Genomic DNA, 25,798 nt, shown 5'->3' with positions numbered 1-25,798 from the left:
TTGAAAACATGGCAGAAGAACCCATAAATCAACACATCAATGTACCACTCGCCATCATCGCCACTTTGATCATCACGGTCATCATTTACGCACTTGTGGCGCTTGTTGCGGTGTCCGCCCCTGATCCGACCGCCATCGCTCACTCCAAAGCACCTTTGGCCACCTTGTACGCGCAACTTACCGGGGGCAGTGGCGAGTTGATTGCGGCAGCGGCAACCATTGCCATGGTCAATGGTATTTTGGTGCAAATCATTATGGGTGCGCGGGTGATTTTTGGCATGAGCAAAGAGGGCATGCTCCCGCAAGGCTTGTCCCATGTGCACCCAAAACTAAAAACCCCAATTCGCGCAACCATTGGTGTCGCCGTATTGATTACCGTTCTGGCGCTTACGTTCCCACTTGGCGGCTTGGCCCGCACCACCGCCGCCGTCATTCTAACGGTTTTTACCTTGGTCAATATTTCCCTTTGGCGCATCGGCAACCGAAAACAATCAGACCCGAGCCTGCAACGTTGGAAATATCTTGGTTTGCTTGGGGCGGCCTTATCTGCTGGGTTGTTGATCATTGAATTGATCAATCAAATTTCAACCCTGTTCTAACCCGCTGTCCAGCCCCCATCAATTGACAAAGATGTACCCGTGATTGAGCGCGCAAGATCGCCACAAAGGAACCCGGCAAGTTCTGCAACCTCTTCAATCTGAACAAATTTTTTGGTGGGCTGAGGTTGCAACATGATGTTTTGAATAACGTCTTGTTCACTCATACCATGCACTTTGCACTGGTCTGCCAATTGCTGTTCAACCAATGGGGTCCAAACATATCCCGGGCAGATTGCATTGCAGGTGATGCCGTGTTCAGCATGTTCCAACGCCGTTGCTTTGGTTAGTCCCAATATCCCATGTTTTGCTGCCACATAAGCCGACTTGAAAGGCGAAGCCACCAGCCCGTGGGCCGAAGCAACATTGATGATGCGCCCCCAGTTGCGCGACTGCATGGCGGGCAAAACACGCTTGGTCAGATAAAACGCGGAAGAAAGATTGATGTTTAATATTTGCTGCCACTTTTCGTCCGGAAAATCCGCGATCGCTTGCACATGCTGAATGCCCACATTGTTGACCAAAATGTCCACGGCACCAATTGCCCCGAGCAAATCGTCAAAGGATGAATGATCCGACATATCCGCGGGGGCAAACACCAATTCTGGACCGTCAAGGGTGTTCACTTGCTCAAGCACAGCCGCCACCTGAGCTGGGCTTTCATGGCTATTTATCACCACATCAGCACCCAGCGTTTTTAAGCGCGTGGCAACACCAAGGCCAATGCCGCTCGTGCCACCGGTTATCAGCGCGCGCTTGCCCTTTAGCCCGCTGTACCCATCCAACATAGAAACTGTCATCGTTTTATTCCGCCGCTAATTTGCATATGCAATTGAAGGCAACCACGTCACCAGATCTTTAAACACAAAGACAAGCACAAGCCCCAGCAATTGCAAACCAATAAACGGCAACACACCTGCATAAATGTGACGAACACTAATGCCGGCAGGCGCTGTTCCCTTTAAATAGAACAAAGCAAAGCCAACCGGCGGGGTGAGAAAAGACGTCTGCAGGCACACGGCAAACATTACGGTAAACCACACCAAATCAAAACCCAAACCAGCCACCACCGGACCGACGAGCGGCAAAATGATCAGGGTGATCTCAATCCAATCCAAAAAGAAGCCCAGCAAAAAGGTGAAAAAGAGAATGGTGATAATGATCCCCGTTGGCCCAAAGGGAAGCGAAAGCAAAGCGCCCTCAATCAACTCATCTCCGCCAAAACCACGGAACACGAGCGAGAACGCAGTCGCCCCCAAAAAGATAGCAAAAATAAACGCCGTGGTTTTGGTGGTTTCGCGGCACACCTCCATCAAAACCTTATAGTTCAATTTGCCCGCAAATAGCGCCAACAAAAGCGCGCCAAATGCGCCAACGCCAGATGCTTCGGTTGGCGTGGCGATGCCCGCAAAAATTGAGCCGAGAACCGCAAGGATAAGCCCTGCAGGCGGCAGTACCGCCACAAACACACGCCACACCATCTTGCCCGAAATCGGCTCCACATCTTTTGGCGCAGGTGCAACACTTGGAAACAAGTTCGCCACCACCAAGATGTAAATGATATAGATTGAACCCAGCAAAATACCTGGGATCAATGCGCCCAAAAACAAATCGCCCACCGAAATTGCCAACCGGTCTGCCATCAACACAAGCATGATGGATGGTGGGATAAGAATGCCCAAAGTGCCCACCGAACAAACAACGCCAGAGGCAAAAGACTTTGAATAGTTCGCTTGCATCATCACCGGCAATCCAAGAACCGACAACAGCACAACAGAGGCACCAATAATCCCCGTCGATGCCGCCAACAAGATACCGATCAGCGCAACGGTTACCGCCAACCCGCCTCTTACCCGGCCGAAAAGCTTGGCAAAATCCGTAAGCAATTTGGACGCCAAACCTGAGCGGTCAAGCATCAACCCCATGAATACAAACATAGGCAAAGCAACCAGCACCCAATTGTGCATCACGTCCCAAATCCGGTCGACTGTTGCAGAACTGTAGGCCCAATCGACATAGAAAAAACTATTGGCCAATACATTCGTAAAGGCCCCCAAATACCAACCCAGCGCGGTAAATGCGACGGCTAAGCCACCCAAAATCCAAGCAACGGGAAAGCCTGTGAACAGCAAAAGAATAAAGGAGGCAAACATCGAAATGCAGATAATTTCATTGATTTCCATGATCATCGCCCTCCATCTTGAGGCGGTAGCGTTTCACCGCCTCCGGTCAAAAAGGCAACCGCCCGACTGAGCCGCGACAGAGCCGCAAACAGCAGCAAAACGAAGCCGATGATGAGGAAAGACTTGATGGCCCACACAGCGGGCAGCCCACCGGGCGACCCTGAGACCTCATTAATCGACAATGAGTAGGTGAAAAACGGCACAGCGTAGATAATTACAAACACCAAAAATGGGATCAGCAGCAAAATAATACCCAACGTTTCGACCCATGTTTTGACCTTTTTGGAGAATACCTCAGCAATCACATCAACCCGAATATGATCGTCTGTGGTCAGGCAATAGGAAAGCCCGACCAAGAACCCAACTGCATAAAAATGCCATTGGATTTCTTCAAACTCAATGCGCCCTTTGCCAAAGACATAGCGCGACACAACATTGATCACGATGGTGGCCAACAGCAACAGCCAAACCCAGCTGACACCATGGCCGATCGCACGCAAGGCGCGATCGGTAACTCTTGAAAAAGCCGTTGTTGGCAAAAACTCGCCATAGGCATGGCCCGGCTCTTCGAGCATATGTTCTGGATGGTCCAGATCTTTTTTAATTGTCATTTACATATCTGCTCGAACAGCAGACCTCCCCACAACTCAACGACCAACTGTTTTTAAGAACGCGTGCGCTTAGAAATCGCGTGGTAGGTACGCGAGGCTTTTCCAATTCTTGTAGTCCGCAGAGAAAGCTTCTTGAGACTCATAGATGGTCTTGAAGTGCTCGTCATTTGCCGCTTCTTCTTCCAACACTTCTTGCGTAATCACCTGCAACTCGCGCAGCAATTCTTCGGGCAATGTGTTGGCGGTCACGCCTTTTTCAGGGAAACCAGCAATCACGGCGCCTTGAATGGCCTCACCTTTTGAAAGGTTGCGAATTACACCAGCAGTACAAGCCATATCGATCAACGCTTTGCGATCGCTTGGCAATCTGGCCCAAAGCTCGGCGTTCACAACCAAATGGAAGGCTGTGTAAGTTTGGTGCCAACCGGGGAAATAGTTGTTTTTGATGATCTTATCAAAACCCAGCAATTGGTCGATCGCGGGCATGGAGAACTCGGTCGCATCAATGGCACCTTTTTCCAACGCGGGGAAAATCTCACCACCGGGCAACACCGTTACAGACGCACCAAGTTTTTGCATCACTTTGCCGCCAAGACCCGCAAAGCGAATTTTTAGCCCATCAATATCTTCAAGTGATTTGATTTCATTACGGAACCAACCAGCAGTTTCGGGGCCAATAATACCGCACAAAATTGGATGCACGTCGTGCTCAGCATAAACGGCTTCAGCCAACGCCTGCCCACCACCTTCATACCACCAAGCTGTATATTCCCAAGGCTCCATGCCGAACGGACGCGCCGCAAGCAAAGGGGCAGATGGAATGCGGCCCTGATCATAACCAAGCCAAGTGTAACCGGCTTGCATTTTGCCGTCTTTCACCGCTTCAGTGATCGACAAGGGTGCCACCAATTTGCCAGGTTCAAACACTTTGAACTGCACTTCGCCCGCTGTTGCCGCATCAAGTGCTTCAGCCACATAATTGATATTGTCGCCAAGCGCTGGCAAATGTGTACCAAACGCCACCGGCACACGCCAACGCAGCGGCTCACCAGCTTGGGTTGGCAGAACAGCTGTTGACATTGCCAATGCAGCCAAGGCAGGTGCAGCGATTTTTTGCGCAACACTTTTGAAATTAGAACGATCCATTTATTCCTCCCTTTAATGGAAATGACCGCACGCTGTTAAATTTCGCGTGCGCGATCCACACCATTTCATTGCAATGGCCGTGCCAACAATTCCGAAAAGGGATTAGTGTAATTATTTCAGCAAGTTATACCAATGATGGGACAAGATTATGTCGCTTGAAAAATGTGTTGTTCTCACACAAAATGGATAAAAACTAGGCTCAACTATTTGAAATGAATGAGAAAATGCGCATCGTTTGAAAAACATACAATTATGTTTGACTTTACGACAAATCATAGAGTTTGAGCTTATCGTAAAGCTGAGAACGCGAAATGCCCAACCGCTTGGCGGCCTTGCCCTTGTGCCCAGCGCATATGCGCAACGCATCTCCTATTGCCCGCCGCTCAAGCTGTGCAATTTGCAATGGTAGATTATCCGCTGCGTCCATGCCCGGCTCTTGATAAGGTGCTTTGCTCGGCGACGAAACATCATCAGCGGGCAGTATTTCCTCAAATGCGTCAGCCCCCAGAACCTGGGCTTTGGACAAAACACAAGCCCGCTCGATCGCATTGCGCAATTCGCGCACGTTGCCCGGCCAATCATAGCGCATCAGATGTTGCACCCCACTGTCCGCCATCAGGCGCAATGGCTCACTGGCGCGCTGCGCAAATTCTTCAAGGAAATAGTCGCACAACACCGGCACATCTTCGATGCGTTGTCGCAAAGGCGGAATATCAATCTTGAGCACATTCAACCGATAATAAAAATCTCGCCGAAACGTGCCCTTTTTCACCATGCTCTCTAGATCAAGCGAAGTCGCAGCCACAATGCGCACATCAACGGGCTGGATAATGTTTGACCCAACAGGTTCAAATTCTTTTTCTTCTAGAACGCGCAACAGTTTTGCCTGCAAGGCCAAGGGCATGTCCCCCACTTCATCCAAAAATAAGGTGCCATGCCGCGCTAATGCCAATTTGCCTTCTGGTTGGCGATCACTGGCCCCAGTGTAAGCGCCCGGCGCCACCCCAAAAAACTCAGCCTCCAGCAAAGCCTCAGGAATTGCTGCCACATTAAGCGCCACAAATGGGCCCGAGCGCCGAGCCGACGCATTGTGAATGGCATGGGCAAACAGCTCCTTGCCCGTTCCCGTTTCCCCCCGCAAAAGCACCGGGCTATCATGTTGCGCCACCGCGCGGGTTTGCTCTTTCACCTTATCGATTTTTGGCGACCGATTGATAATGCTCGCAACGCTATATTTGGCTTGGCGGGCTTGAGCCAATTTTTGCTCAGCTAAACTCAAGCGTTTGCCCAAGATTTCAAACTTCTTCATCAACGGAGCCAAGGGCCCAACTTTGTCGAACAGCACAAACCCAATGGCACCCGCAACAACGCCCTCGCTGTCTTTTAATGGAAACCGACTGACCACAAATTGTTGATCATCAAAATTCATAATGTCGATTAAAATCGAGTTTCCCGTGCGCACCACTTCTTTCAACCGGCTCTCAGGAATAAGCTCTTCAATGTCGCGCCCGCGTGGATCTATCCCCTTGGGAATACCCAACATTTTATGGTAATTATTGTTGATCCAAATGATATGCCCCAGCGCATCAATTGCAATGGCCCCGCCGCCCATTTCTCTTAAAAGGCTTTGCAACATTTGCGGGCTAAACGGGATATCACCGAAATCATTTTTCATTTTGCAACTACAACCAGTTTTTGAGTTGATCGCATTGTAGGGACACCATCAACAGGCGCAACCTGCACATTTGCCGATTTTCGCCTTTAACAATAGGTTAGGTATTAATCCGTATAAAAAAGCAATATTTAGTATTTTTCTTTGCCAGAGCTGTTTGGCGCATTCGACAATAATAGAAACAAAAACATTTTTTTGCTCAAACTGTCATCTGGCCATTTCTGAAAATGGTGCAAGTATGTTTCAATCAATTAAAGACTTAAGCCTCTCTACAAAATTACCAATTGCTTTTGCTGGCATCTCGCTCTCAGCCGTATTGATTATGGGTGGCATTAGCTTGTCCACCGCATCCTCCGCGCTGATGGACACGACTACCAACAAGCTTGAGACCATTGCAAAAAGCCGCGCCAATACCCTTGAAAACTATCTGTATGACTTGGAGGACGATCTAAGACTGTTCTCCAGCAATCCACAGACGGCAACCGCTCTGGCCGAGTTTACCGCGAACTATGCAGAGTTAGGGTCAAGCGCAAATGCCACACTAAAAAGGGCTTATATAACAGACAACAAGAACAAAGTTGGCGAAAAGCATTTACTTGATCAAGCGCCGACAAAAACATCATACGATACGACCCATGGCCAATTTCATCCTGTCTTCAGAGAGTTATTGGAGACCAAAGGCTACTACGACATCTTTCTTTTCGACATGAATGGCGAGCTAGTATACTCCGTATTTAAGGAAGCCGACTTTGCGACGAATTTTTCCAATAGCGGCGACGAGTGGAAGAATACAGATTTGGGCAAGGCTTTTAGAGCTGCGCTAAAGCAAGCACCCAACACAATCAACTTCTTTGACTTCAAACCCTACTCCCCAAGCTTTGATGCGCCTGCGGCCTTTATGTCTTCACCGGTTTACATGGACGAAAAACAAATCGGGGTTGCAGCAATGCAAATGCCTATAGGGCGCATTAACCACATTATGAATGAGAAAACAGGTCTTGGCGAAACCGGTGAAACCATAATTGTTGGTGAAGATTATCTGCTTAGAAATAACAGCAGCTTTACACCCGAAAATGATATTCTAACTACTTCAAACGAAAGCGAATCCGCCAAAGCGGGTCTTGCTGGAAACACTTTTGTCGGCGACTGGAAAAACCAACTGGGCGTGGACACCCGGGTAGCGGCAACGCCGATCGAGTTTGGCACCACCAAGTGGGCCGTTATTGCCATGCAAGGCACACAAGAGGCAAGCATGGGCATTGTCGCCTTACGCAACTTCATGTTGATGTCCGGACTAATCCTAATGCTCATTACAACAGGGCTAGCCATTGCAATATCGCGCTCAATCACCAATCCAATTGCCAGACTTACGACAGCTATGCGCTCTCTTGCGCGAAACGAATTAGAGACAGAGGTCCCACAAACTGATCGTGCAGACGAAATTGGCAAAATGGCAAATGCTGTTCTGGTGTTTAAGGACAATGCAATCAAAATGGAGGCCAACGCTGCCCAGGAGGTTGAAGCTGAAAATTTGCGCAAGCTTGAACGAGCGTCAATGATGCAAGAACTACAAGCCGCCTTTGGTAATGTTGTCAGTGCGGCAAGCGCAGGTATTTTCGATAAGCGGGTCAGCGCAGAATTCCCCGATGAGGAACTCAACCATCTCGCACAGGGCGTAAACGACCTTGTTGCTACAGTTGACCGAGGCTTGAACGAAACGGGCGAAGTTCTTGCAGCGCTTTCAAAAGCAGACCTTTCAAAGCGGGTTACAGGACAATATGAAGGCGCATTTCATAAACTGAAATCCAACACCAATGACGTTGCTGAAAAACTTTGTGAAATTGTTGGCCAATTGCGCGTAACTTCGCGGGGTCTAAAAGCTGCGACATCCGAAATCCTAACCGGGTCCAATGATCTCGCTGATCGCACAACCCGCCAAGCTTCCGCAATCGAACAAACCTCCGCGGCGATGGAACAGCTCTCAACGGCGGTGGACGAAAACGCCCGCCGCTCCGAGGATGCAAAACAAAAAACTGCGCTGACCGCCACAATTGCGACAAGCAGCGGCCAGGTCATGGAAAACGCAACCAACGCAATGGAACGCATCACCTCTTCATCGGCCAAAATTTCAAATATTATCGGCATGATCGATGACATTGCTTTCCAAACCAATTTGCTGGCGTTAAACGCCTCCGTCGAGGCTGCCCGGGCAGGCGAAGCAGGCAAAGGCTTTGCCGTTGTTGCGGTTGAAGTGCGTCGGCTGGCACAGTCCGCAGCTGAAGCGTCGTCAGACGTTAAAGCACTGATTGAACAGAGTTCATCAGAGGTAGACAATGGAACACAACTCGTTGCCGACGCATCTAAAAAAATAGAAGAAATGCTAGCGGCGGTGCAAGAAAACCGTGACTTGGTCGTGGAGATTTCAATAGCAAGCCGAAGCCAAGCCTCTTCAATTGACGAGGTCTCTTCAGCGATCCGGCAAATGGATGAAATGACCCAACACAATGCCGCACTGGTGGAAGAAACCAACACGGCAATCGAACAAACTGAAGAGCAAGCAATCGCTCTTGATCAAATAGTTGAGATTTTCATTTTAGAAGAACAGCACACAAGTCCAGATGCAGTTGATATCAAGCTGGCGAGCTAAGCCACCTTTCAATAATCCGATGGGCCCCGATCAAATGCACAGGGCTCCGCTCAAACGCAAACGCCTCTAACTCCCCCGTGGCTTCGCGCGCGAGGTCGCTTTTGCTGCGGCAGGATTATCCGGCCAGAAATGACGCGGGTATCGCCCTTTTAGATCTTTGGCCACATCGGCCCATGAGCCCTGCCAAAATCCGGGCAAATCTTGGGTCATCTGTATAGGGCGGTGCGCGGGCGACAACAGTATGACCAACAATCGAATTTTACCCTCAGCAACGCTTGGATGCTTGGAAAGACCAAATAATTCTTGCACCCGCACCTCAATCGCAGGGGCGGTTTCGTGCGCGTAGTTGATCGCAATGCGAGACCCCGTGGGCACCTCAAAATGAGTGGGCAACAACTCATCCATCTGGTTTCTCATGCCCCACGGCAACAAAGCCAACAACGCACTGTCCAAAACTTGCGGGGAGATTTTGGCAATGGCTGTTTCCCCAAAAAGGTATGGCTGCAACCAGCTTGCAACATCTTTTTGCAAAGCCAAGTCACTAAGATCGGGCCAAGGCGCACCAAGCGTTTGATGCAAATAATTCGCTCGCGCTCGAATGGCCAATTGTGACTTTGTCCATGGCAAAACATTTAGCCCCAACGCCTTTATCGCCGTGCAAAGAACGGCTGCTGCAGCATCTTGATCTTCAATTTTGGCAGGCGCTTCGGCCAACACAACCTGCTTGAGCGCCCGCACACGGCGCGCGCGAACGCGGCGGGATTGAGTGTCAAACTCTAAGCGGGTTTCTTCAACTATATGAGCCGAAAAACTCTCTTCAATCTCTACAAGATCAATTCCTGCAGCCGCGCGAATGCGCCCATTTGCAGCTTGTCCGGTAATATCAGTGACCACCAAAAACTTTTGCTGCGCGAGCGGGTTAGTTGCAGGCAATGAAGCTGCGCGCCCATTTGCTAGCCGAAAACGTCCGGGGCGACCAGCGGCCTGCGCGATGCGATCCGGATAAGCATAAGCGATCAATTGTCCAACGCTCGTTTCACGCGTTTGCTTGCCGCCTTCGCCAACCTCTTTCGCCCATCGCTTTGACAAAGACTTCGCGTCCGTCGCCCGGGGGCTCCGATCTGACAAAAAAATGCGCAAACGCTCTTCGATATCAATCGCATCGCCACCAAGTCCATGTTCCGAAACAAGCGCTGCAATGTCAGCGGCCAGCTGGGCGTTGCCACAGGTTTTGCCTTGATGCACCATATGCGCAAGGCGCGGGTGGAGGGGCAACCCCACCAAAGCACGGCCATGATCAGTGATCTGTCCACGCTCGTCCAGCGCATCCAAATCCTTTAGCAGCGCAACAGCTTCTGCCCATGCAGGCGCAGGCGGCTGATCAACAAATTGCATTTGATTTGGGTCGGTGACGCCCCAACTAGCAAGATTGAGCACCAAACCAGTTAAGTCGGCGGCCAAAATTTCTGGCGTATCAAATGCGGCTTGTGCTGCATTTTGGCCTTTGCTCCAAAGGCGATAACAAACGCCGTCTTGGGTTCGTCCGGCCCGCCCTTGCCTTTGGGTGGCAGCCGCTTGCGAAATCGTGCGGGTCTCAAGCCGTGTTAAAGCGGTCGCTGGCTCATAAACCGGCACCCGCGCCAAGCCGCTATCAACAACAATGCGAATACCTTCAATGGTCAAAGAAGTTTGCGCAATTGATGTCGCAATTACAATTTTACGTCGCCCCTCAACGGCGGGTGCGATCGCCCGATCTTGCTGCTCAGGTGTTAATCGTCCATAGAGCGGCGCAATGTCTATAGTGTCAGAGACCGCTGAAGAAAGCCGCTCAGCAACCCGGCGAATTTCGGCTTGGCCGGGCAAAAACACCAAGATCGAGCCATGCTCTTCTTGTAGTGCGTTCAACACCGTTAACACCACATGGTCTTCAACAAACACATTTGGCTTTGGCGGCACATAGTGCGTTTCAACAGGGAATGCGCGCCCCTCGCTGACAATAAGCGGTGCATCTGCCAACAGCTTAGACATTTGCGCGCTATCAAGTGTTGCCGACATAATGAGAATGCGCAATTTAGGTCGCAAGATGGCAGTATCTAGCGCCAAAGCCAGTCCAAGATCGCCGTCAAGGCTGCGTTCATGGAACTCATCAAAAATCACCGCCGCAACTCCATTGAGTTCGGGGTCATCAAGGATCATGCGGGTAAAAACCCCTTCGGTGACCACTTCTATGCGCGTCTTTGCACTCACGCGCGTATCTAGCCGCACGCGGTAGCCAACAGTTTCGCCAACTTTTTCGCCCAGCGATTGCGCCATACGATGCGCTGCGGCTCTAGCGGCAATTCGTCGAGGTTCGAGCATTATGATACGCCCATCGTTGCGCCATTCAGCATCGAGCAAAGCAAGCGGCACACGCGTGGTTTTACCAGCACCTGGCGCTGCAACCAAAATAGCGAAAGCCTGCTCATTCAACGTTGTGGAAAGTTGGTCCAGCACATCATCGATGGGCAGGGAGGAGAGAACCTTTTTCATTCACTCTTCATATTGGAAATCGTGCGCGCTGCAAAGCAAAGTTGGCGCCCCAATCAAAACAACTTAGAGATGGGAGTTCTTACTCAAAACTTTTCCATTTCCTCTTGGACCGACATATAGGCGCCGCCTTCAACGACAACATAAATGTCATTAATTACCGCCCGTCCATTCTGTTCCAATATTTCAAAGCGCACTTCTGAATAGGCTTGATTTTGTTCTGAATTATCCCAACAGGCTTTGGATTGGAACGTCGCCATCACGATCGTGGTTTGCCCACTCTTTGGAAAAGTCTTAAGCGACAGGTTCTCAAGGGGGCACCCATCTTGGGCTTGGATAATTACATCGTAATCAAAAACGACAGAGTACCCCTTGGCCGCCATCGAAGCCGCCGCTTTTTTATATTTTTCAACAAAGCCAGCGCTATATAGACGATCAATTCGATCGTTCGAAAAATATGACTCCGAGGACTGACCGCTTAAGTGCGCGTTGGCGAGGTCCAAAATTTCGCGCGCCGGACTAGTCACATCCAAACTGGATTTTTCCTGCACAACAGCTGGTTCAACAATTTCACCGGTAAGTGGGTTTGTGTTCAGCACATCTGCTCGTTCTGTGGTCATTTTGATTATGCAAGACAATTCCGCCAAGCTGCGCATCGTGCCTTCGCTAACGATTTTAGACAGGCGAACACACTCTTTATCTCTAAAGGTGTCCCATGCTGTTTGCGTTTCAAAAAGCAACGTCTGATCATCTTCACTCAACCCAACAAGCGCATTTTGATAAGCAGCCCGAATTTTTTCAATCGCACTAACTTTAGCGGCCGTTTGGCAAACCTGCATTTCTGAAGTTGTTTTGGATGCATCACAGTTTACTGCAACACTGGGAGAAGCACTTCCCAAGACCAATATGACAAACCCAACCAAGGCAGCACAAACATTTCGAAACATCAAATTTCCTCACCCGTTCAACAACCAAAATAGATTGCTGCCTGACATGAGCATTTTGCTGAAAGAATAGCAACGAACTGGAAGATTTATGGAATTTTTGGTTGCGGGGGTAGGATTTGAACCTACGACCTTCAGGTTATGAGCCTGACGAGCTACCGGGCTGCTCCACCCCGCGCCAAAAATAAGACAGATACTGTCTTGAAGAAAACGACCATGTCGTTTTGTGCCCGATGATTACCGGGTGCAGCGCCTATATAGGGTGCTTTGATCTGAATGTGAACCCTTAATGACATAAAACTGAAAAAAACTTTTTCGGCCCGTTCGAGCCGGTCCAATCTTGTGTCTTAGGGGGGCTTTGGGCTAGGTTGTGCGTCCTCACCAAATTGCGAGACATCAGATGAAATTCAACAAACTTGGCCGCACTGAATTAAAGGTCTCTGAGATATGCTTGGGCACCATGACTTGGGGCCGACAAAACACTGAACAAGAAGCCCATCAACAAATGGACTACGCACTGGATCGGGAAATCAACTTCTTTGATACAGCCGAACTCTATGCTGTACCCACCATCCCAGAAAGCTACGGACTTACCGAACAATATATCGGCACCTGGTTCAAAAATTCGGGAAACCGCGACAAAGTCATTTTAGCCACAAAGATTGCCGGCGAAGGCGTGCCCTGGATTCGCGATGGCAGCCCGATCAACGCAAGCTCCATTCGTAAAGCGGTTGAAGGTAGCCTGAAACGGCTGCAAACCGACTATATTGATCTGTACCAATTGCATTGGCCAAACCGCGGCCATTATCATTTCAGCAATGCCCATGATTTTGACCCGTTTTCGCAAGACACCCAAGCCGAGCTTTCCAACATGCTTGAGGTGCTTGAAACCCTAGATGCATTGGTGCGCGACGGAAAAATCCGCCATATTGGCCTATCCAATGAGTCTGCGTGGGGCACCATGCAGTATTTGCGTTTGTCCGAACAAAATGATCTGCCGCGAGTGGCGTCAATTCAAAACGAATATGGCTTGCTACGCCGCTATTTTGATCACGATTTGGCCGAGGTCAGCCATCACGAAAATGTTGGCTTGCTTGCCTATTCGGCGTTGGCAGCGGGCGCCTTGTCGGGCAAATATTTGGATGGGCAAATCCCCAAAGGCACACGGGGCGAATTATCAGAGGGTGCAACCTACCGTAACTCTCCCCAATCTGAACCCGCCATCCGCGCCTATATGGCATTGGCAAAAGAACACGGTTTGGACGTTTGCCAAATGGGCTTAAAGTTTGCCCTTGATCGCCCGTTCATGACCTCCGTTATTATTGGTGCCACCAATATGGAACAATTGAAAACCGATATCGACGCCAAAGACATTGTGCTCAGTGAGGACGTGCTAGAGGGCATCAAACAAATCTATGTGCAATATCCGCGCCCGATTTAGCCCTTAATTCAAAACGGCGGCGATGAACTCATCCATTGCCGCCCAATACCCCTCAACAAATGCATCTTGGCCCATAAAGCCAACCTTTAGCAAAACCCAAAACCCGTCAAAACCATCCATTGGTTTGCGTTGGTCAACTTGGATCATGCTGTGCCCGGCCGTTTCAAATTGGTGGCGTACAAGTTTTTCGCCCAACAGCTTTTTAAACGTTGCATCCGTTTTTACCGCATCCAATTGCCCATCCCGCGCACCGGTCAACAACAACACGGGCACATCTTTAAGCTGGCCAATTTCTTGGGATAAATCTGATCGGGCATTCTTGGTTATGAAAGCCCACCTTTTTGGCGAAAACTCCTCCTTGTCGATCTCCTTATTCTCTGCAGCATATTGTTCGAACTGACGATAAGGCGCTCCTGCCAGCACCAGTTCATCAATGGCTTGGTTGTTTCGCACTTTCACTAAATCCGGGGTCGTGTTTTTGTTTCGCAAATTGGTCATATAGGCAGACTGTTCCATCCAATTCACCGCCGGCGATACAAACACGTAGAACGCAATATCGTTCTTTGTTGGTTCAACCTTAGGCAGCACCCAACCGGCTTGGGAAAACCCGATCAAACCAACCCGCCCGATGGGCTGCACGCTGTTTGAGCGCAGGGCGGCAACCCCAGCTTCAACCAATGCTGCCCGGTCAGCCATCGAATAGTCCAACCACTCGCCCTCTGCGCCGTCGACCCCCGGTTTATGCCAAGAAAGCGCGCACATGCCCTTTTGTGCAAAATGGGAAAAATACGGCAACATATAGCCGCCGCCATCAAAAGACATGGCCCCGTCCCCATGCACAAATACCAAACAGTCAATGGGGTCGTTTGTTGAGACCAACGGCAAGATCAGCTTTCCCGCAATTTCGGTACCCCGGAAGTCAAACCGGAAATCATTCTCTGAATAACGCTGATCAGGAAGCAAAAACAAAAAGGTCAGCATCAACAAAACGACACCCAAAATAGCCCCAGCCCCAAGTGAAATATGTTTAAAACGCATAACGCCCTCATTTAACGAACAGTCATTCGCTTAATAACACAACTTGAGACGAACGCAATTCTATTTTAGAACTATCGCTCTGATCATTGGATATCCGAATGGCCCGCACCAAAAACGAAGAGCTACACAAGACCCGCAAAAAACAAATTCTTGCGGCAGCAAAAAAGTGTTTCATCGCAAAAGGCATTCACAATGCCTCAATGGCCCACATTTGCAAAACGGGCAAAATTAGCCCGGGCGCGCTTTATCGGTATTTCCCGTCAAAGCAAGCTATTATCGAAGCGATTGCCGCCCAAGAACACGAACAAAACTTGGAGCTGATCGACTTCCTGCGCCCCCTTAAGAACCCTGTGCGTGGACTGAAAAATGCTCTGCCAGATGTTCTTGACACGCTCCTTGATAAAGATTTTGCCCGCCTAATGATTGAAATCAGCAGCGAAGCCACGCGAAACCCCGAGGTAAATAGCGCGTTCCAAACCGTCGAAGAACAATTTAAAACCGACCTATCAGCCATATTTCAAACCGCGCAAGAGCGCGGCACCTTAGTGAAAACTGCCAATATTGAAGGCGCCATTTTTTGCCTGCTGGCACTATTTGACGGCATAACAGCGCGCGCGGCCTCTGCTGCCACCCCTTCAAAAAAAGAACTCACCAACGCCCTTTGTAAAACCATTGATGCCCTGTTTGCCTAGGGCGTTCCACCTCGCACCATGGCGGCGCGATGCGTTGACTGGCCGCTATCGCGGCAAGAAGTAACTCAATCCGTAACAGCCTGACACTCAATTTCGGCAAATTGCCACAAGCCGAGCAAACAAGCTTTGATGGGCTGAAAAAGGCAACATATACACCCCACAGCGAGCACTCTCACCCAGCGCCCCCTAAGGATCTCCCCTGCCACTTGCTACTTAACCCACCTAAGACTGGCCTAGTCACTTCCCCAAAAAAGCCACACATCAACACTCTCTATAACCCACCAATGACCAAGTGATTTATTTGGTCATTGACTCATAACTTCCGATGTGATTGTTTTGTGCGCATGAAAACGCCCCTCATGTGCTGGTCTTGTTTTGAGTGAAAAGGGTTCTAGAAAAGAGTGTTCTGCGAATTTTGAAACGTTTCAAACAAGCTGACAGGTTTGCGCCAGACATCGTGCCGCCAAGTCCATGAATGAAAGAGCAAAAAACAAATGGCAAAACAAGAATGCAACACACCGACTGTCGCGGTGAAAACATCGCACCTTATTGAGTAACGAGAAAAAGCACGCGCAATGGCCAAACACTTCAGCGAAAAAGAACGCAAACAAATCATGGCAACGCTCTGTGAGGTTGGAAACCTTGAGTTTTCAAAACGTGGACTGCGGGCTGCGCGAATTGAAGACATTTGCCGCGCCGTAGGCATATCAAAGGGGTCATTTTATAATTTCTACGCCACCAAAGAGCAGTTGTTTTTAGCCATTGTTGAGCAGCGCGAACGCATTTATCGCGACGCGATGAGACAACTCGTCGAAACATTTAGTGGCGAAGAGAAAGGCCTGATTGATGGTCTTTTTGACATAACCGTCAATGCCATCAGAACTGACCCATTTATCGGCGTTATGCTGCAACCGGGCGAAATAGAGCATTTGGCCAGAAAAATGGGGCCAGAACAAATGGCCAAGCACCAAAGTGGCGACTTTGCCTTTTTTGCTGATCTCACCAAAACAATGCAGAGTCGGGGCTACTGCACTTCTGCCCAATTGAACACAATGGCGGAAATCTCGGTGTTGATCTTTTGCTTAATAATGCAGGCCGGTCTGCTGCCCGTTGAATCCTTTGATGCGTCCTTGGCCCACCTAAATGACTTGTTGCATTTCAAACTTTCAAACAAAGGGGCATAAGTTATGCTCAACGTTCAAAACCTGAGTTTCACCTACCCAAAAGCAACCACTCAAACGCTCAAAGACGTCAACTTTCGCATCTCAAAAGGCGAAGTTTTTGGCCTTTTGGGACCATCTGGCGCGGGCAAAAGCACCACCCAAAGCATCCTCATGCGCCTATTAAATGGCTATGGGGGCAAAGTGGAAATGTTTGGCCAACCCATCACACAAATCGATCGAAGCTTTTATGACCGCATCGGCGTTAGTTTTGAATTGCCCGCCCTTTATCAGCGACTAACTGCACGCGAAAATTTGCAGCTTTTCGGCGCGCTATACAATGTACCCACCATGCCAATAATCGATTGTCTGTCGCTTGTTGACCTTGCCAACGATGCCGACAAACGTGTCGCAAGTTTTTCAAAAGGCATGAAAATGCGGCTCAACCTTTGCCGCGCTTTATTGCACGATCCCGACTTTTTATTTCTAGATGAGCCAACGACGGGGCAAGATCCGGCACGTGCGCGCCTTACCCGCGATCTCATCAAAAGATTAAAGTCAGAAGGCAAGACCATTTTTTTGACCACGCATAATATGGCAGAAGCCGACGAAGTGTGCGACCGGATTGCTTTTTTGCATCAAGGCACCATTCCCTTAACGGGCACACCATCTGAGCTGAAACGAAAATTCGGCAGCCGCACGCTGGAAGTTATAACCGGCACACAATCGGCCCAACAACATCACGAATTTCCAATGTCCAATATTGGACGCAATCCAGCATTCCTTGAACTCATGCACAACGATAATATCTTGAGTTTACACACCAAAGAGGCAAGCCTTGACGAGGTTTTCATCAAGGTTGTGAACCAATGAATGGCCCTTTCGTAAAACTATTGCTCACAGATTTTCAGCTGCAATGGCGATATCGCATAATCGCAGCCTATGCTGTTGTTATTGGGCTATACACCACCATCATTCTTGTTGCTCAAGACGCATTGCCCCACTGGGTGATCGCGATCATCATTTACTCTGACCCGGCCGTGCTTGGCTTCTTCTTTTTGGGCGGCTTGATGATGCTCGAGAAAAGCGAAAATGTGCGCCTGGCACTAGCCATGTCACCCATTTCAGCCACGCTATATCTCGCGGCAAAATCCATCAGCCTCACCATTGTGGCTGTGGCAGCAGTTTGCGTGCTTTCAGTCGCCGCGCAATTGGCATGGCACAATGCCGCGCTTGTGATTTTCGCCACCATTTGCACCTCCATTATGTTCATATCCGCAGGGGCTATCGCTGCCCTCAAGTTCAAAACCGTCAGCGGCTATCTCATTGGTTCAGTGCCCATCATCACACCGCTCGTGGCACCCGCGGCGCTGCTGATTGTTGATCCTTTGCCACTATTTGTTTATGCAATCCCGCCTGTCGCCCAGCTCAAACTTCTGCTCGTCGCTTTTGACCCAGAACCAACAGCATTTCCAGTTTTAGGAATTTGCGCCCTTGGTTGCTTGGTGGCCGCGACGGTCTGTTTCATTGGGAGCGCAAATTTCCTTAAACAGGAACTAGGATCAAAACCATGATGCAACAACAATCAGCGGTAAAAAGGTTCTGGTTACTGTTCAAAAGTGATGCGCAAAATCTTTCGCGCGATCCGATTTTACTGCTGGCGACTTTGTTAAGCGCGGTGCCTGCCCCCTTGTTTGCCGCATATAGTGCCAAGTTGGACCAATTGGGCATTGGGTTATTCTCAATTCCAAATTTATCCGCATATATCGCCCCAATGGCGTTGCTGTTGCCAGCCTCGCTTGTGGGGTGGGTCGCGGGCTTCTTGCTGCTTGAAGATCGGGATGATCATACCTTGCTCGCCATCGAAACAACATCGGTCGGCAAAATTGGGTTTATGAGCTACCGCCTTGCCATCGCTAGCGCGATTGGCGGCATGCTCGGGCTTTTTGGCGTGATACAAATATACCCAGAACACGCAACTAGCACCCAACTGTTCGCCGCCCTTCTTGTCGCCATTGAAACGGCAATTGTCGCGCTTACTTTGCTTTCCCTTGCCGGGAACAAGGTTGAAGGGCTTGCATTGTCCAAGCTCCTCAACCTTTTAATGCTCTTCCCCGTGATCGCTGCAATTCCTTCGCCTTGGCGACTGATGGGTGGGCTCTTTCCGAGCTATTGGATAGGTGAGATTTTTGCGCTCTCCCCACAAAGCTACCTGCCAACTGCGCTCGTTCTGGCAGTGGCAATTGTTGTGCACATCCTTGTTCTTGCATGGTTGCTGAAAACCGCTGTGCAGCGTACCGAAAAACTTTGACAAATTATCATCTCGCCAAGCCCCCCAATTGCGCTATTATTGGTGCAACTGGGGAGTGAAATCGCTTACACATGACATTGTTATCAACATTTTTGCCGCTGATTTTTTGGGCATTCTATGGCCTATTGAGCAAGGCGATTGAAACCCGACGCACCTCAATGTCCGCCCTTATGGCGCGCCAGCGGCTGCGCTGGGTACAAAATGCTGTGCGGCGCGACACCCCAATTGACGGCATTTTGACCGGCAACATCATGAGCGCGGTCTCATTTTTCGCCTCTACTTCGGTGTTGCTCATTCTGGCCATGTTCGCCGTCATCGGACAATTAAACGAACTTTTGCCCACCCTTCGGTCTTTGAGCTGGGGTGATGTCTACACAGATTTTGACTATCAGTCCCACTTTGTGGTGATGCTGGTGATGACCGTTATGGCCTTTTTGTCATTTACCCTGTCGTTGCGCCACTTCAATCATTTTTGCATTTTGATGGGCGCAGCGGACCATTCCACAAACGCCGATCCAGCAGAAGTGCGGGCCATGGCCAATTTGAACACCCAAGGGGCGCGCCACTTTAATTCAGGCATTCGCGCCTACTATTTTTCCATCGCGAACGTTGGTTGGTTCCTTTCAAGCACTGTGGGCATTGTCATGGCCGTGGGCACCATTGGCTTTATCATCTATCGCGAATATTTTTCAGCTGCTCGACGCGCCATTTCGCAACTGCCCAGCAGCACAACCCAGATCGAGGACTGAAGCATGAAACAATATCTGTTGCCACTTGCCGCCGCTGTTCTTCTTATCCCTGCAAGCGCCAGCGTCGCAGACGATTTTACCAGTGAAGACGAAATTCAAATGCAACAATGCATTGAAACCGTGCACGATATCCAAAGCTCTGGCGATGACGTCTCCTTGCGTGAATGCATTGGCGCTGCATCGCGCGTTTGCATGGAAGCACCCGGCGGCTCCTCCACTGTAGGCATGGCTGAATGCACCATGCGCGAAAATGCCTGGTGGGACAGCTATCTCAACTTTCTTTATCAAGATCTCAAAGCAAACCTATCCGCTGAACAGTTTAGCAAATTGCGCGACGCACAAAGGGCTTGGATCACTTTCCGGGACACAGACTGTGACTTCAATTATGACTATTGGAAAGAAGGCACAATCCGCACCACATTTTTCACCGGTTGCGTGCTCGACAAAACGGCCAACCGCGCGATTGCGCTTGCTGGTTATCTTGACTGGACCAACATGTAATCCATGCCCGAACCGTTCAAGAATTTCTTCAATATTCCGCTGATTGAAAAAATGGGGGCGTTGCTGTGCAACGCCTACCCCGCCTTTGATCAAGACAAATTTATTGCCCTCGCAAGTGCTGATTTTGAAAATCTCGAACTCAAACAACGATCCAACCAAATTCGCGACGCATTGGTTGCAACTCTACCAAATACAATAGATGTATCCGGCCCTATTCTCATTCAAACACTAGGGTCACAAGCCCCAATTGATGGGGGCACTACACAAGAACAAGACAGCGGGCTTTCAGGTTTTGCCATTATGCCCATGGCCGATTTTGTGGCTCAAGTAGGTTTGAACAACCCAACCACCAGCTTTGATGTTTTAGAAGAGCTGACCAAACGCTTCAGCGCAGAATTTGCGGTGCGCCCGTTCATCATAGCTAACCAAGAAGGTGCTATGCGCCAGTTCGCCAAATGGGCAAAAAGCAAGAACGCGCACGTTAGACGCCTCGCTTCTGAAGGGTGTCGCCCCCTATTGCCTTGGGGCATACGCCTACAAGCATTTGTTCAGGACCCAACGCCCGTTCTAAACATTTTGGAAAAGCTTAAAGACGACCCGGAAGAATATGTACGCAGATCTGTGGCCAATAACCTAAACGACATTGCCAAAAACCAACCCGACTTGGTAGCAAAGATTGCAAAGGACTGGCTCAAAGGCGCGACCAAAAATCGGGAACGTTTGGTTCGTCATGCCTGCCGCACCTTAATCAAACAGGGTCATCAGCCAACGCTTGAAGCCCTTGGCTACCAAGCGCTTGATGCTAGGTTCTCAGACTTCGAAGTGCAAAGCGACAAAGTCAAACTGGGTGAAGCCTTAGTGTTTCAATTTGTCATTGAAAACAAAAGCGATAAACCGCAGCCAATCATATTGGATTACGCCATTCATTTTATGAAAGCCAATGGGACTTTGGCACCAAAAGTGTTCAAGCTGAAAACGGGTACCCTAAAGCCACACGACGTGCTAAAAATTAAAAAGACGCACATGATTAAGCCCATAACCACGCGCACCTTTTATCCTGGTAGCCACAAAATCGAAATTCTTGCCAATGGAAAATCGTTAGGAAGCTTGCCGTTTATCCTTGAAATCTAGCGCCTGAGCGTCCCATGGCACAATGGTCAGTTCAGGCCAGTGTTGCAGGGCGCGCACTCCCTTTTCGATATGCGTTTTTTCGTTATGCAGCACATAGTTCGGGGTGATCCGAAACGAAAAAATCTCGTTCAACCCGTAGGGCGCATAAAGCTCCAACTGGTCGTTTTTCCGCAAACGCACCCCAACCGCATGCGTGATTGACGCAAAGCGATCAATACCTTCTTCCGCGGAAACAAGCGGAGAATAGTCCTGACCAAAATGGTCCTTGTACCAAAGATGCACCCGTGCCTGATTGCGCAACTCAACCGGTGGATTACAATCCGCAAAAACCGCATCCGCACGCTTGATCACTTTGTCCTCGGCCTCATAGCTCAAGTCTTTGGAATCAAAATAGAAAACATCCACATCCTTCACCCCGTGCATATAGGGGCGCTCGGTGAGATAGTTCCAAACATTGTTGTAAATAGCACCGGACACAATCCAATGATCGGGCAAATCCATGTCGCGTGCGCGCGCCAACACATCCATCAATTCAGGATAGGAGCGGATGATTTCCTTAAGCGCGCAGCTTTGTTCGTCAAATGGCAAGTCGCAAAATCTTAAATGGTTCATAGCCCTCATATGCCACAACAAGACCAGAACATATAGCGAACTTTTTTCCTTTTTGCTTCATTTCTACTCTTGAAAAATCTAACTGCGTTGATTCCCAATCAGAATTTCAAGCATCGAATACGGCTCTGAATATGTGCATATACGCAATATCCGGAGCCGCAAGACTTATTGTTCACGCCAGTTGGCGCCGCTTTGTTTGATGAATGTACCCGCCTGCAATTCGTTCACCGCTTCAATCAATTCTTGGCGCGTGTTCATCACAATCGGCCCGTGCCAAGCGACCGGCTCTTGCAAAGGTTTGCCCGAAATCAGCAAAAAGCGCACGCCTTCATCACCAGCTTGCACCACCACCTCATCACCCGTGTCAAAATAGACAAGCGTGCGGTCGCCACTCAAATCGCGAATGTGCAATTCTTCGCCCGCCACCTCTTTTTCGGTCAACACCCCAACCGGATTTGACGCATCTCGAAAGCTGCCAGCCCCTGCAAAAACATAGGCAAACGTATTGCGATAGGTATCCACCTTGAAGGTTTTGCGCACCCCGGCAGGCACCGAAATATCCAAATATTGGGGGTCAGCTGCAATGCCATCCACCGGGCCTTTTTTTCCCCAGAAATCACCAACAACAACGCGAACCGACGTGCCGTCATCATCAACAATAGTGGGGACATCGCTGCTTTCTACATCCTGATAGCGTGGTGACGTCATTTTCATTGACGCGGGCAGATTGGCCCAGAGCTGAAACCCGTGCATTTGCCCATCGGCATTACCCTTAGGCATTTCTTGGTGCATAATGCCCGACCCTGCGGTCATCCATTGCACATCGCCTGCATTCAACTCACCCTTATTCCCCAGGCTATCGCCATGCTCCACAGTGCCAGAAAGCACATAGGTGATTGTTTCAATGCCCCGATGTGGATGCCAAGGAAAGCCCTTGATAAAATCTTCTTCCTGTTCATTGCGAAAATCATCGAACAACAAAAACGGATCCAACTCACGCGGTTCATGGAACCCAAATGCGCGGTGCAATTTCACCCCCGCGCCTTCCATTGTAGGCTTTGCCAAAACTGTTTTCTTAACTGGACGAATAGACATATCTGTCTCCCGACGTTGATGGGCGGTCCATGCGCCGCCCCATTCATCGGTTCAATATAGTTGTACAATCAGCAAGAATAACCCAACAATTGGAAACAGTCTTTTCCTAATATGAGGTGATTGAACCGATCAATTTGCCAAAATATGATTTACAACCTCGACACTTGCGGATCGGCGCATCGCGCAAAACTGACTATTGCGCCATTTAAAGATTTCTCACATATTAAGCGCGACTGATTTGGTCGCCATCCTTCGCGTTTTCAACGCCCCTAACGTCATCATCAAACCGATCGGACTTTGGCCATGTTTGCCGCGGTGCGCCATTTTAACAAAACCATTTGGTTGATCATTTTAGCCACTTTTGCTTCGCGCTTCGTGCTGTTTATGGTCTGGCCGTTTCTTGCCATATTATTGCATCAAAAATTCGGTCTGAACGAATTTCAAATCGGCATATTTCTCGCCGGGTCTGCAGCCGTGGGTGTATTCTTCGGTTTTTACGTAGGTTTCCTCTCAGACATCATTGGCCGTCGAAAGATCATTTTGGCTGGATTGGCCATCAATATTATTTCCATGTTCATTTTGGGTGTCGCGGATCATTTGTGGTGGCTATTTGCCGGCACCGTTATTCAAAGTTTTGGCCGCGGCATGGTGGAAAGCCCGGGTCGCGCCCTTATGACCGATATGGTGGAAGACCGCCAAGTCAAAGACATGGCGCTGCATATGCGCTATTTCTTCCTCAATATCGGGGCAGCCACCGGCCCACTGTTGGGCACTTTTGCAGGGGCAACAGGTCAGCAATCCACCTTCTTGATCGTTTCAGGTCTATATGTCGTCTACTTTGTCATTGCCGCCATCATTTTCCGGGTGGAGCGACCGATAAAGCGAACCAAAGCAGGTACAGCCATGCGCTTTGGCGACGCCTTGGGGGTTTTGCGCAAAGATCAGGCCTTCATGCTGTTCGTCGCAGCAACGCTCATCTCACACATCGCCTATGGGCAAATTGATGCCGGCCTTGTTCAATATTTGCGTCAAGAAAGCGTGCTCAACCTGACCACCCTCTATGCCACGCTGATTTTTGTAAATGGCGCGACCATCATCATCTTCCAATTCGCTTTCCTCAAACTTTTAGAGAACGTGCGCCCTCTCGTTCGAGCCATGGCCGGTGTCGTCTTATTTGCCCTCGGTTTTTTGGGATTTGCGTTTGTGCCTACCTCCCCGACCTATTGGCTTATCGGCGCGATGTTTGTCTTAAGCATAGGTGAAACGATCCTCTTCCCCACCCTTAACATCATTATTGATCGTATGGCCCCAGAGCACCTTAAAGGCAGCTATGTCGGCGCGGCCTCTTTAGCCTCTATGGGTTTTGTAACCGCCCCGGTGGTTGGCGGCTTCTTGTTGCATCAGTTTGGTGGTTTCACCATGTGGATGGTAATGGCGGGCCTCGCAGTTTCAGTGGCCGGTCTTTACGGCTTAGCGGCGAATGTGCGCACAAACACCAAGACGCAAGCACAGCATTGAATGTAAGTCTTACAGATATTGGAAACCTGAGGCTTAAACCAACACGGGTTTCCAAGCTCAATTGTGGTTCAAGTTTGTAGGCTTACGTGCGGATGATGAGTTCAACCTCTCAGACAAAATTAGAACTCAAGCAACATAGACGCGGCAACGCGCAAAAAGCAGTAGAAGCACACAATCAAATCAGCCGTTCACAACGGCAAAGCTACTAAGTCCACTAGCACTCGATTTCATATTGTAGGGTGCTCAGTGGAAGGGTCCGCGACAGGCGTTCAGACCAAAACCACGGATAACTTCGAGGCAGGTCTTAAACCCGTTTAAAGGAAGTGCGCGTTCCTTAAACTGAGCCCCATTTCCCCCCTGTTGCACGCAAAAACGCCCCCCAGCTTTCACTGGAGGGCGTTTTTTTAAATTATATTTCGTAAAGAGCTAGCTTTTGTTTTTAGCAGACTTGGCGACGACCTACTCTCCCGTGCCTTAAGACAAAGTACCATCGGCGCTGAAGCATTTAACATTCGAGTTCGGAATGGGATCGAGTTCTGGGCGCTTCGCCATAGTCACCAAGTCAGCAAAAAACAAAAGCTGTGAAGTTAAATTTGTTTGGTTCTTTACGAACCATATTCGCTACATTTTTGCAAATGTAATACAGGAACATATTTTCTAGGTTTTGATGCCTAGGATGATGTTGTTGGTATTGGTGTATTACGGGCATTGATTAATGAGAACAATCAAGCCAATCGAGCTATTAGTATCAGTAAGCTTCACACATTGCTGCGCTTCCACACCTGACCTATCAACGTGGTGGTCTCCCACGGCTCTCAAGGGAATGCTAGTTTTGAAGGAGGCTTCCCGCTTAGATGCTTTCAGCGGTTATCCCGTCCAGATATAGCTACCCTGCTATGCGGCTGGCGCCACAACAGGTCCACCAGAGATCTGTTCACCCCGGTCCTCTCGTACTAGGGGCAACTCTTCTCAACATTCCTACACCCACGGCAGATAGGGACCGAACTGTCTCACGACGTTCTAAACCCAGCTCGCGTACCGCTTTAATTGGCGAACAGCCAAACCCTTGGGACCTGCTCCAGCCCCAGGATGCGATGAGCCGACATCGAGGTGCCAAACAATGCCGTCGATATGGACTCTTGGGCATCATCAGCCTGTTATCCCCGGCGTACCTTTTATCCGTTGAGCGATGGCCCTTCCACGCGGGACCACCGGATCACTATGA

General features: G+C 49.6%; 22 protein-coding genes, 1 tRNA gene and 2 rRNA genes. 12 read left to right on the top strand and 13 right to left on the bottom strand.

Features of this window, described 5'->3' with window-relative positions; all coding sequences use genetic code 11:
* Window positions 1–599 (top strand): APC family permease (locus tag Q0231_RS02145; protein ID WP_299344489.1); only part of this gene is annotated, 599 nt, incomplete at its 5' end.
* Here Q0231_RS02145 and Q0231_RS02140 read toward each other — a convergent pair.
* The 5 genes from Q0231_RS02140 to Q0231_RS02120 all read right to left on the bottom strand — a co-directional run bounded on the left by Q0231_RS02140 (window position 596) and on the right by Q0231_RS02120 (window position 6,211).
* Window positions 596–1,396 carry a 3-hydroxybutyrate dehydrogenase gene (locus Q0231_RS02140; RefSeq protein ID WP_299344486.1) on the bottom strand — a complete coding sequence of 267 codons (801 nt, stop codon included), beginning with the start codon at window positions 1,394–1,396 and terminating at the stop codon, window positions 596–598. The two genes, Q0231_RS02145 and Q0231_RS02140, sit on opposite strands and share 4 nt — an antisense overlap.
* 15 nt (window positions 1,397–1,411) lie before the next feature.
* The gene (locus Q0231_RS02135; protein WP_269395005.1) at window positions 1,412–2,779 is read right to left on the bottom strand and encodes a TRAP transporter large permease subunit; all 1,368 of its coding nucleotides are present in this window, start codon (window positions 2,777–2,779) and stop codon (window positions 1,412–1,414) included.
* A 2-nt stretch (window positions 2,780–2,781) separates the two neighbouring features.
* Window positions 2,782–3,390: a TRAP transporter small permease subunit gene (locus Q0231_RS02130; protein ID WP_299344481.1), complete on the bottom strand. Its 609-nt coding sequence runs from the start codon at window positions 3,388–3,390 to the stop codon at window positions 2,782–2,784.
* A gap of 69 nt (window positions 3,391–3,459) precedes the next feature.
* Window positions 3,460–4,536 (bottom strand): TRAP transporter substrate-binding protein, encoded by a 1,077-nt coding sequence (locus Q0231_RS02125; RefSeq protein ID WP_299344478.1) that lies wholly within the window; start codon window positions 4,534–4,536, stop codon window positions 3,460–3,462.
* A 262-nt stretch (window positions 4,537–4,798) separates the two neighbouring features.
* Entirely contained in the window at window positions 4,799–6,211 is a 1,413-nt protein-coding gene (locus tag Q0231_RS02120) for a sigma 54-interacting transcriptional regulator (RefSeq protein WP_299344475.1), read from the bottom strand.
* Window positions 6,212–6,446: 235 nt separating this feature from the next.
* Between Q0231_RS02120 and Q0231_RS02115 the strand changes: the two genes are divergently transcribed.
* Window positions 6,447–8,855, top strand: a complete 2,409-nt coding sequence (locus tag Q0231_RS02115) for a methyl-accepting chemotaxis protein (protein WP_299344472.1) — start codon at window positions 6,447–6,449, stop codon at window positions 8,853–8,855.
* 66 nt (window positions 8,856–8,921) lie between these two features.
* On the opposite strand, the gene hrpB is transcribed toward Q0231_RS02115, so the two are convergent.
* From hrpB to Q0231_RS02100, 3 genes are all read right to left on the bottom strand, one after another.
* Complete coding sequence (gene hrpB / locus Q0231_RS02110; RefSeq protein WP_299344469.1) at window positions 8,922–11,384, bottom strand: ATP-dependent helicase HrpB; 2,463 nt, start codon at window positions 11,382–11,384, stop codon at window positions 8,922–8,924.
* An 83-nt stretch (window positions 11,385–11,467) separates the two neighbouring features.
* Window positions 11,468–12,328 carry a lysozyme inhibitor LprI family protein gene (locus tag Q0231_RS02105; protein ID WP_269395011.1) on the bottom strand — a complete coding sequence of 287 codons (861 nt, stop codon included), beginning with the start codon at window positions 12,326–12,328 and terminating at the stop codon, window positions 11,468–11,470.
* Between the two features lie 98 nt (window positions 12,329–12,426).
* Window positions 12,427–12,503 (bottom strand) — tRNA-Met (locus Q0231_RS02100).
* Between the two features lie 222 nt (window positions 12,504–12,725).
* Between Q0231_RS02100 and Q0231_RS02095 the strand changes: the two genes are divergently transcribed.
* Complete coding sequence (locus Q0231_RS02095; RefSeq protein ID WP_299344466.1) at window positions 12,726–13,766, top strand: aldo/keto reductase; 1,041 nt, start codon at window positions 12,726–12,728, stop codon at window positions 13,764–13,766.
* 3 nt (window positions 13,767–13,769) lie between these two features.
* On the opposite strand, the gene Q0231_RS02090 is transcribed toward Q0231_RS02095, so the two are convergent.
* Complete coding sequence (locus tag Q0231_RS02090; protein WP_299344463.1) at window positions 13,770–14,804, bottom strand: alpha/beta fold hydrolase; 1,035 nt, start codon at window positions 14,802–14,804, stop codon at window positions 13,770–13,772.
* Between the two features lie 98 nt (window positions 14,805–14,902).
* Between Q0231_RS02090 and Q0231_RS02085 the strand changes: the two genes are divergently transcribed.
* From Q0231_RS02085 to Q0231_RS02050, 8 genes are all read left to right on the top strand, one after another.
* Entirely contained in the window at window positions 14,903–15,496 is a 594-nt protein-coding gene (locus Q0231_RS02085; RefSeq protein ID WP_299344460.1) for a TetR/AcrR family transcriptional regulator, read from the top strand.
* A 575-nt stretch (window positions 15,497–16,071) separates the two neighbouring features.
* On the top strand, window positions 16,072–16,680 hold the full coding sequence (locus tag Q0231_RS02080) for a TetR/AcrR family transcriptional regulator (protein WP_299344457.1): 609 nt from the start codon (window positions 16,072–16,074) through the stop codon (window positions 16,678–16,680).
* Between the two features lie 3 nt (window positions 16,681–16,683).
* A complete protein-coding gene (locus Q0231_RS02075; RefSeq protein ID WP_299344453.1) occupies window positions 16,684–17,529 on the top strand; it encodes an ABC transporter ATP-binding protein in 846 nt (281 codons plus the stop codon).
* Window positions 17,526–18,230, top strand: a complete 705-nt coding sequence (locus tag Q0231_RS02070) for a hypothetical protein (RefSeq protein WP_299344450.1) — start codon at window positions 17,526–17,528, stop codon at window positions 18,228–18,230. The genes Q0231_RS02075 and Q0231_RS02070 overlap by 4 nt, the downstream gene beginning before the upstream one ends.
* Window positions 18,227–18,967 (top strand): hypothetical protein, encoded by a 741-nt coding sequence (locus Q0231_RS02065; protein WP_299344447.1) that lies wholly within the window; start codon window positions 18,227–18,229, stop codon window positions 18,965–18,967. The genes Q0231_RS02070 and Q0231_RS02065 overlap by 4 nt, the downstream gene beginning before the upstream one ends.
* Window positions 18,968–19,038: 71 nt before the next feature.
* Window positions 19,039–19,716, top strand: coding sequence for a DUF599 domain-containing protein (locus Q0231_RS02060; protein WP_269395019.1), 678 nt, complete (start codon window positions 19,039–19,041; stop codon window positions 19,714–19,716).
* Window positions 19,717–19,719: 3 nt separating this feature from the next.
* Complete coding sequence (locus tag Q0231_RS02055) at window positions 19,720–20,217, top strand: lysozyme inhibitor LprI family protein (RefSeq protein WP_299344442.1); 498 nt, start codon at window positions 19,720–19,722, stop codon at window positions 20,215–20,217.
* 3 nt (window positions 20,218–20,220) lie between these two features.
* Entirely contained in the window at window positions 20,221–21,348 is a 1,128-nt protein-coding gene (locus tag Q0231_RS02050) for a DNA alkylation repair protein (protein ID WP_299344439.1), read from the top strand.
* Here the strand turns inward: Q0231_RS02050 and Q0231_RS02045 are convergent.
* Window positions 21,316–21,960, bottom strand: a complete 645-nt coding sequence (locus Q0231_RS02045; RefSeq protein ID WP_269395022.1) for a nucleotidyltransferase family protein — start codon at window positions 21,958–21,960, stop codon at window positions 21,316–21,318. The genes Q0231_RS02050 and Q0231_RS02045 overlap by 33 nt on opposite strands.
* Window positions 21,961–22,125: 165 nt before the next feature.
* Entirely contained in the window at window positions 22,126–23,055 is a 930-nt protein-coding gene (locus Q0231_RS02040; RefSeq protein WP_299344435.1) for a pirin family protein, read from the bottom strand.
* A gap of 303 nt (window positions 23,056–23,358) precedes the next feature.
* Here Q0231_RS02040 and Q0231_RS02035 point away from each other — a divergent pair, with 303 nt between their 5' ends.
* Complete coding sequence (locus tag Q0231_RS02035) at window positions 23,359–24,573, top strand: MFS transporter (RefSeq protein ID WP_269395024.1); 1,215 nt, start codon at window positions 23,359–23,361, stop codon at window positions 24,571–24,573.
* A 446-nt stretch (window positions 24,574–25,019) separates the two neighbouring features.
* Here the strand turns inward: Q0231_RS02035 and rrf are convergent.
* Both rrf and Q0231_RS02025 read right to left on the bottom strand, forming a co-directional pair.
* Window positions 25,020–25,135: ribosomal RNA gene (gene rrf / locus Q0231_RS02030) — 5S ribosomal RNA — on the bottom strand.
* Between the two features lie 159 nt (window positions 25,136–25,294).
* Window positions 25,295–25,798, bottom strand: a 23S ribosomal RNA gene (locus tag Q0231_RS02025); the annotation flags it as partial.

It is taken from the genome of uncultured Maritalea sp. (assembly GCF_937139385.1).
Taxonomy (GTDB): Bacteria; Pseudomonadota; Alphaproteobacteria; order Rhizobiales; family Devosiaceae; genus Maritalea; species Maritalea porphyrae_A.
Note: the sequence above shows the minus strand (reverse complement) of the source record. Positions and strands in the feature narration are given on the sequence as shown.

Excerpts from the sequence above, each read along its gene's own strand:
- Q0231_RS02085 (WP_299344460.1), top strand. The coding sequence starts at position 14,903 with ATGGCCCGCACCAAAAACGAAGAGCTACACAAGACCCGCAAAAAACAA.
- Q0231_RS02075 (WP_299344453.1), top strand. The coding sequence starts at position 16,684 with ATGCTCAACGTTCAAAACCTGAGTTTCACCTACCCAAAAGCAACCACT.
- Q0231_RS02080 (WP_299344457.1), top strand. The coding sequence starts at position 16,072 with ATGGCCAAACACTTCAGCGAAAAAGAACGCAAACAAATCATGGCAACG.
- Q0231_RS02090 (WP_299344463.1), bottom strand. The coding sequence starts at position 14,804 with ATGCGTTTTAAACATATTTCACTTGGGGCTGGGGCTATTTTGGGTGTC.
- Q0231_RS02035 (WP_269395024.1), top strand. The coding sequence starts at position 23,359 with ATGTTTGCCGCGGTGCGCCATTTTAACAAAACCATTTGGTTGATCATT.
- Q0231_RS02095 (WP_299344466.1), top strand. The coding sequence starts at position 12,726 with ATGAAATTCAACAAACTTGGCCGCACTGAATTAAAGGTCTCTGAGATA.
- Q0231_RS02065 (WP_299344447.1), top strand. The coding sequence starts at position 18,227 with ATGATGCAACAACAATCAGCGGTAAAAAGGTTCTGGTTACTGTTCAAA.
- Q0231_RS02135 (WP_269395005.1), bottom strand. The coding sequence starts at position 2,779 with ATGGAAATCAATGAAATTATCTGCATTTCGATGTTTGCCTCCTTTATT.
- Q0231_RS02130 (WP_299344481.1), bottom strand. The coding sequence starts at position 3,390 with ATGACAATTAAAAAAGATCTGGACCATCCAGAACATATGCTCGAAGAG.
- Q0231_RS02045 (WP_269395022.1), bottom strand. The coding sequence starts at position 21,960 with ATGAACCATTTAAGATTTTGCGACTTGCCATTTGACGAACAAAGCTGC.
- Q0231_RS02055 (WP_299344442.1), top strand. The coding sequence starts at position 19,720 with ATGAAACAATATCTGTTGCCACTTGCCGCCGCTGTTCTTCTTATCCCT.
- Q0231_RS02050 (WP_299344439.1), top strand. The coding sequence starts at position 20,221 with ATGCCCGAACCGTTCAAGAATTTCTTCAATATTCCGCTGATTGAAAAA.
- Q0231_RS02060 (WP_269395019.1), top strand. The coding sequence starts at position 19,039 with ATGACATTGTTATCAACATTTTTGCCGCTGATTTTTTGGGCATTCTAT.
- hrpB (WP_299344469.1), bottom strand. The coding sequence starts at position 11,384 with ATGAAAAAGGTTCTCTCCTCCCTGCCCATCGATGATGTGCTGGACCAA.
- Q0231_RS02120 (WP_299344475.1), bottom strand. The coding sequence starts at position 6,211 with ATGAAAAATGATTTCGGTGATATCCCGTTTAGCCCGCAAATGTTGCAA.
- Q0231_RS02125 (WP_299344478.1), bottom strand. The coding sequence starts at position 4,536 with ATGGATCGTTCTAATTTCAAAAGTGTTGCGCAAAAAATCGCTGCACCT.
- Q0231_RS02040 (WP_299344435.1), bottom strand. The coding sequence starts at position 23,055 with ATGTCTATTCGTCCAGTTAAGAAAACAGTTTTGGCAAAGCCTACAATG.
- Q0231_RS02115 (WP_299344472.1), top strand. The coding sequence starts at position 6,447 with ATGTTTCAATCAATTAAAGACTTAAGCCTCTCTACAAAATTACCAATT.
- Q0231_RS02140 (WP_299344486.1), bottom strand. The coding sequence starts at position 1,396 with ATGACAGTTTCTATGTTGGATGGGTACAGCGGGCTAAAGGGCAAGCGC.
- Q0231_RS02105 (WP_269395011.1), bottom strand. The coding sequence starts at position 12,328 with ATGTTTCGAAATGTTTGTGCTGCCTTGGTTGGGTTTGTCATATTGGTC.
- Q0231_RS02070 (WP_299344450.1), top strand. The coding sequence starts at position 17,526 with ATGAATGGCCCTTTCGTAAAACTATTGCTCACAGATTTTCAGCTGCAA.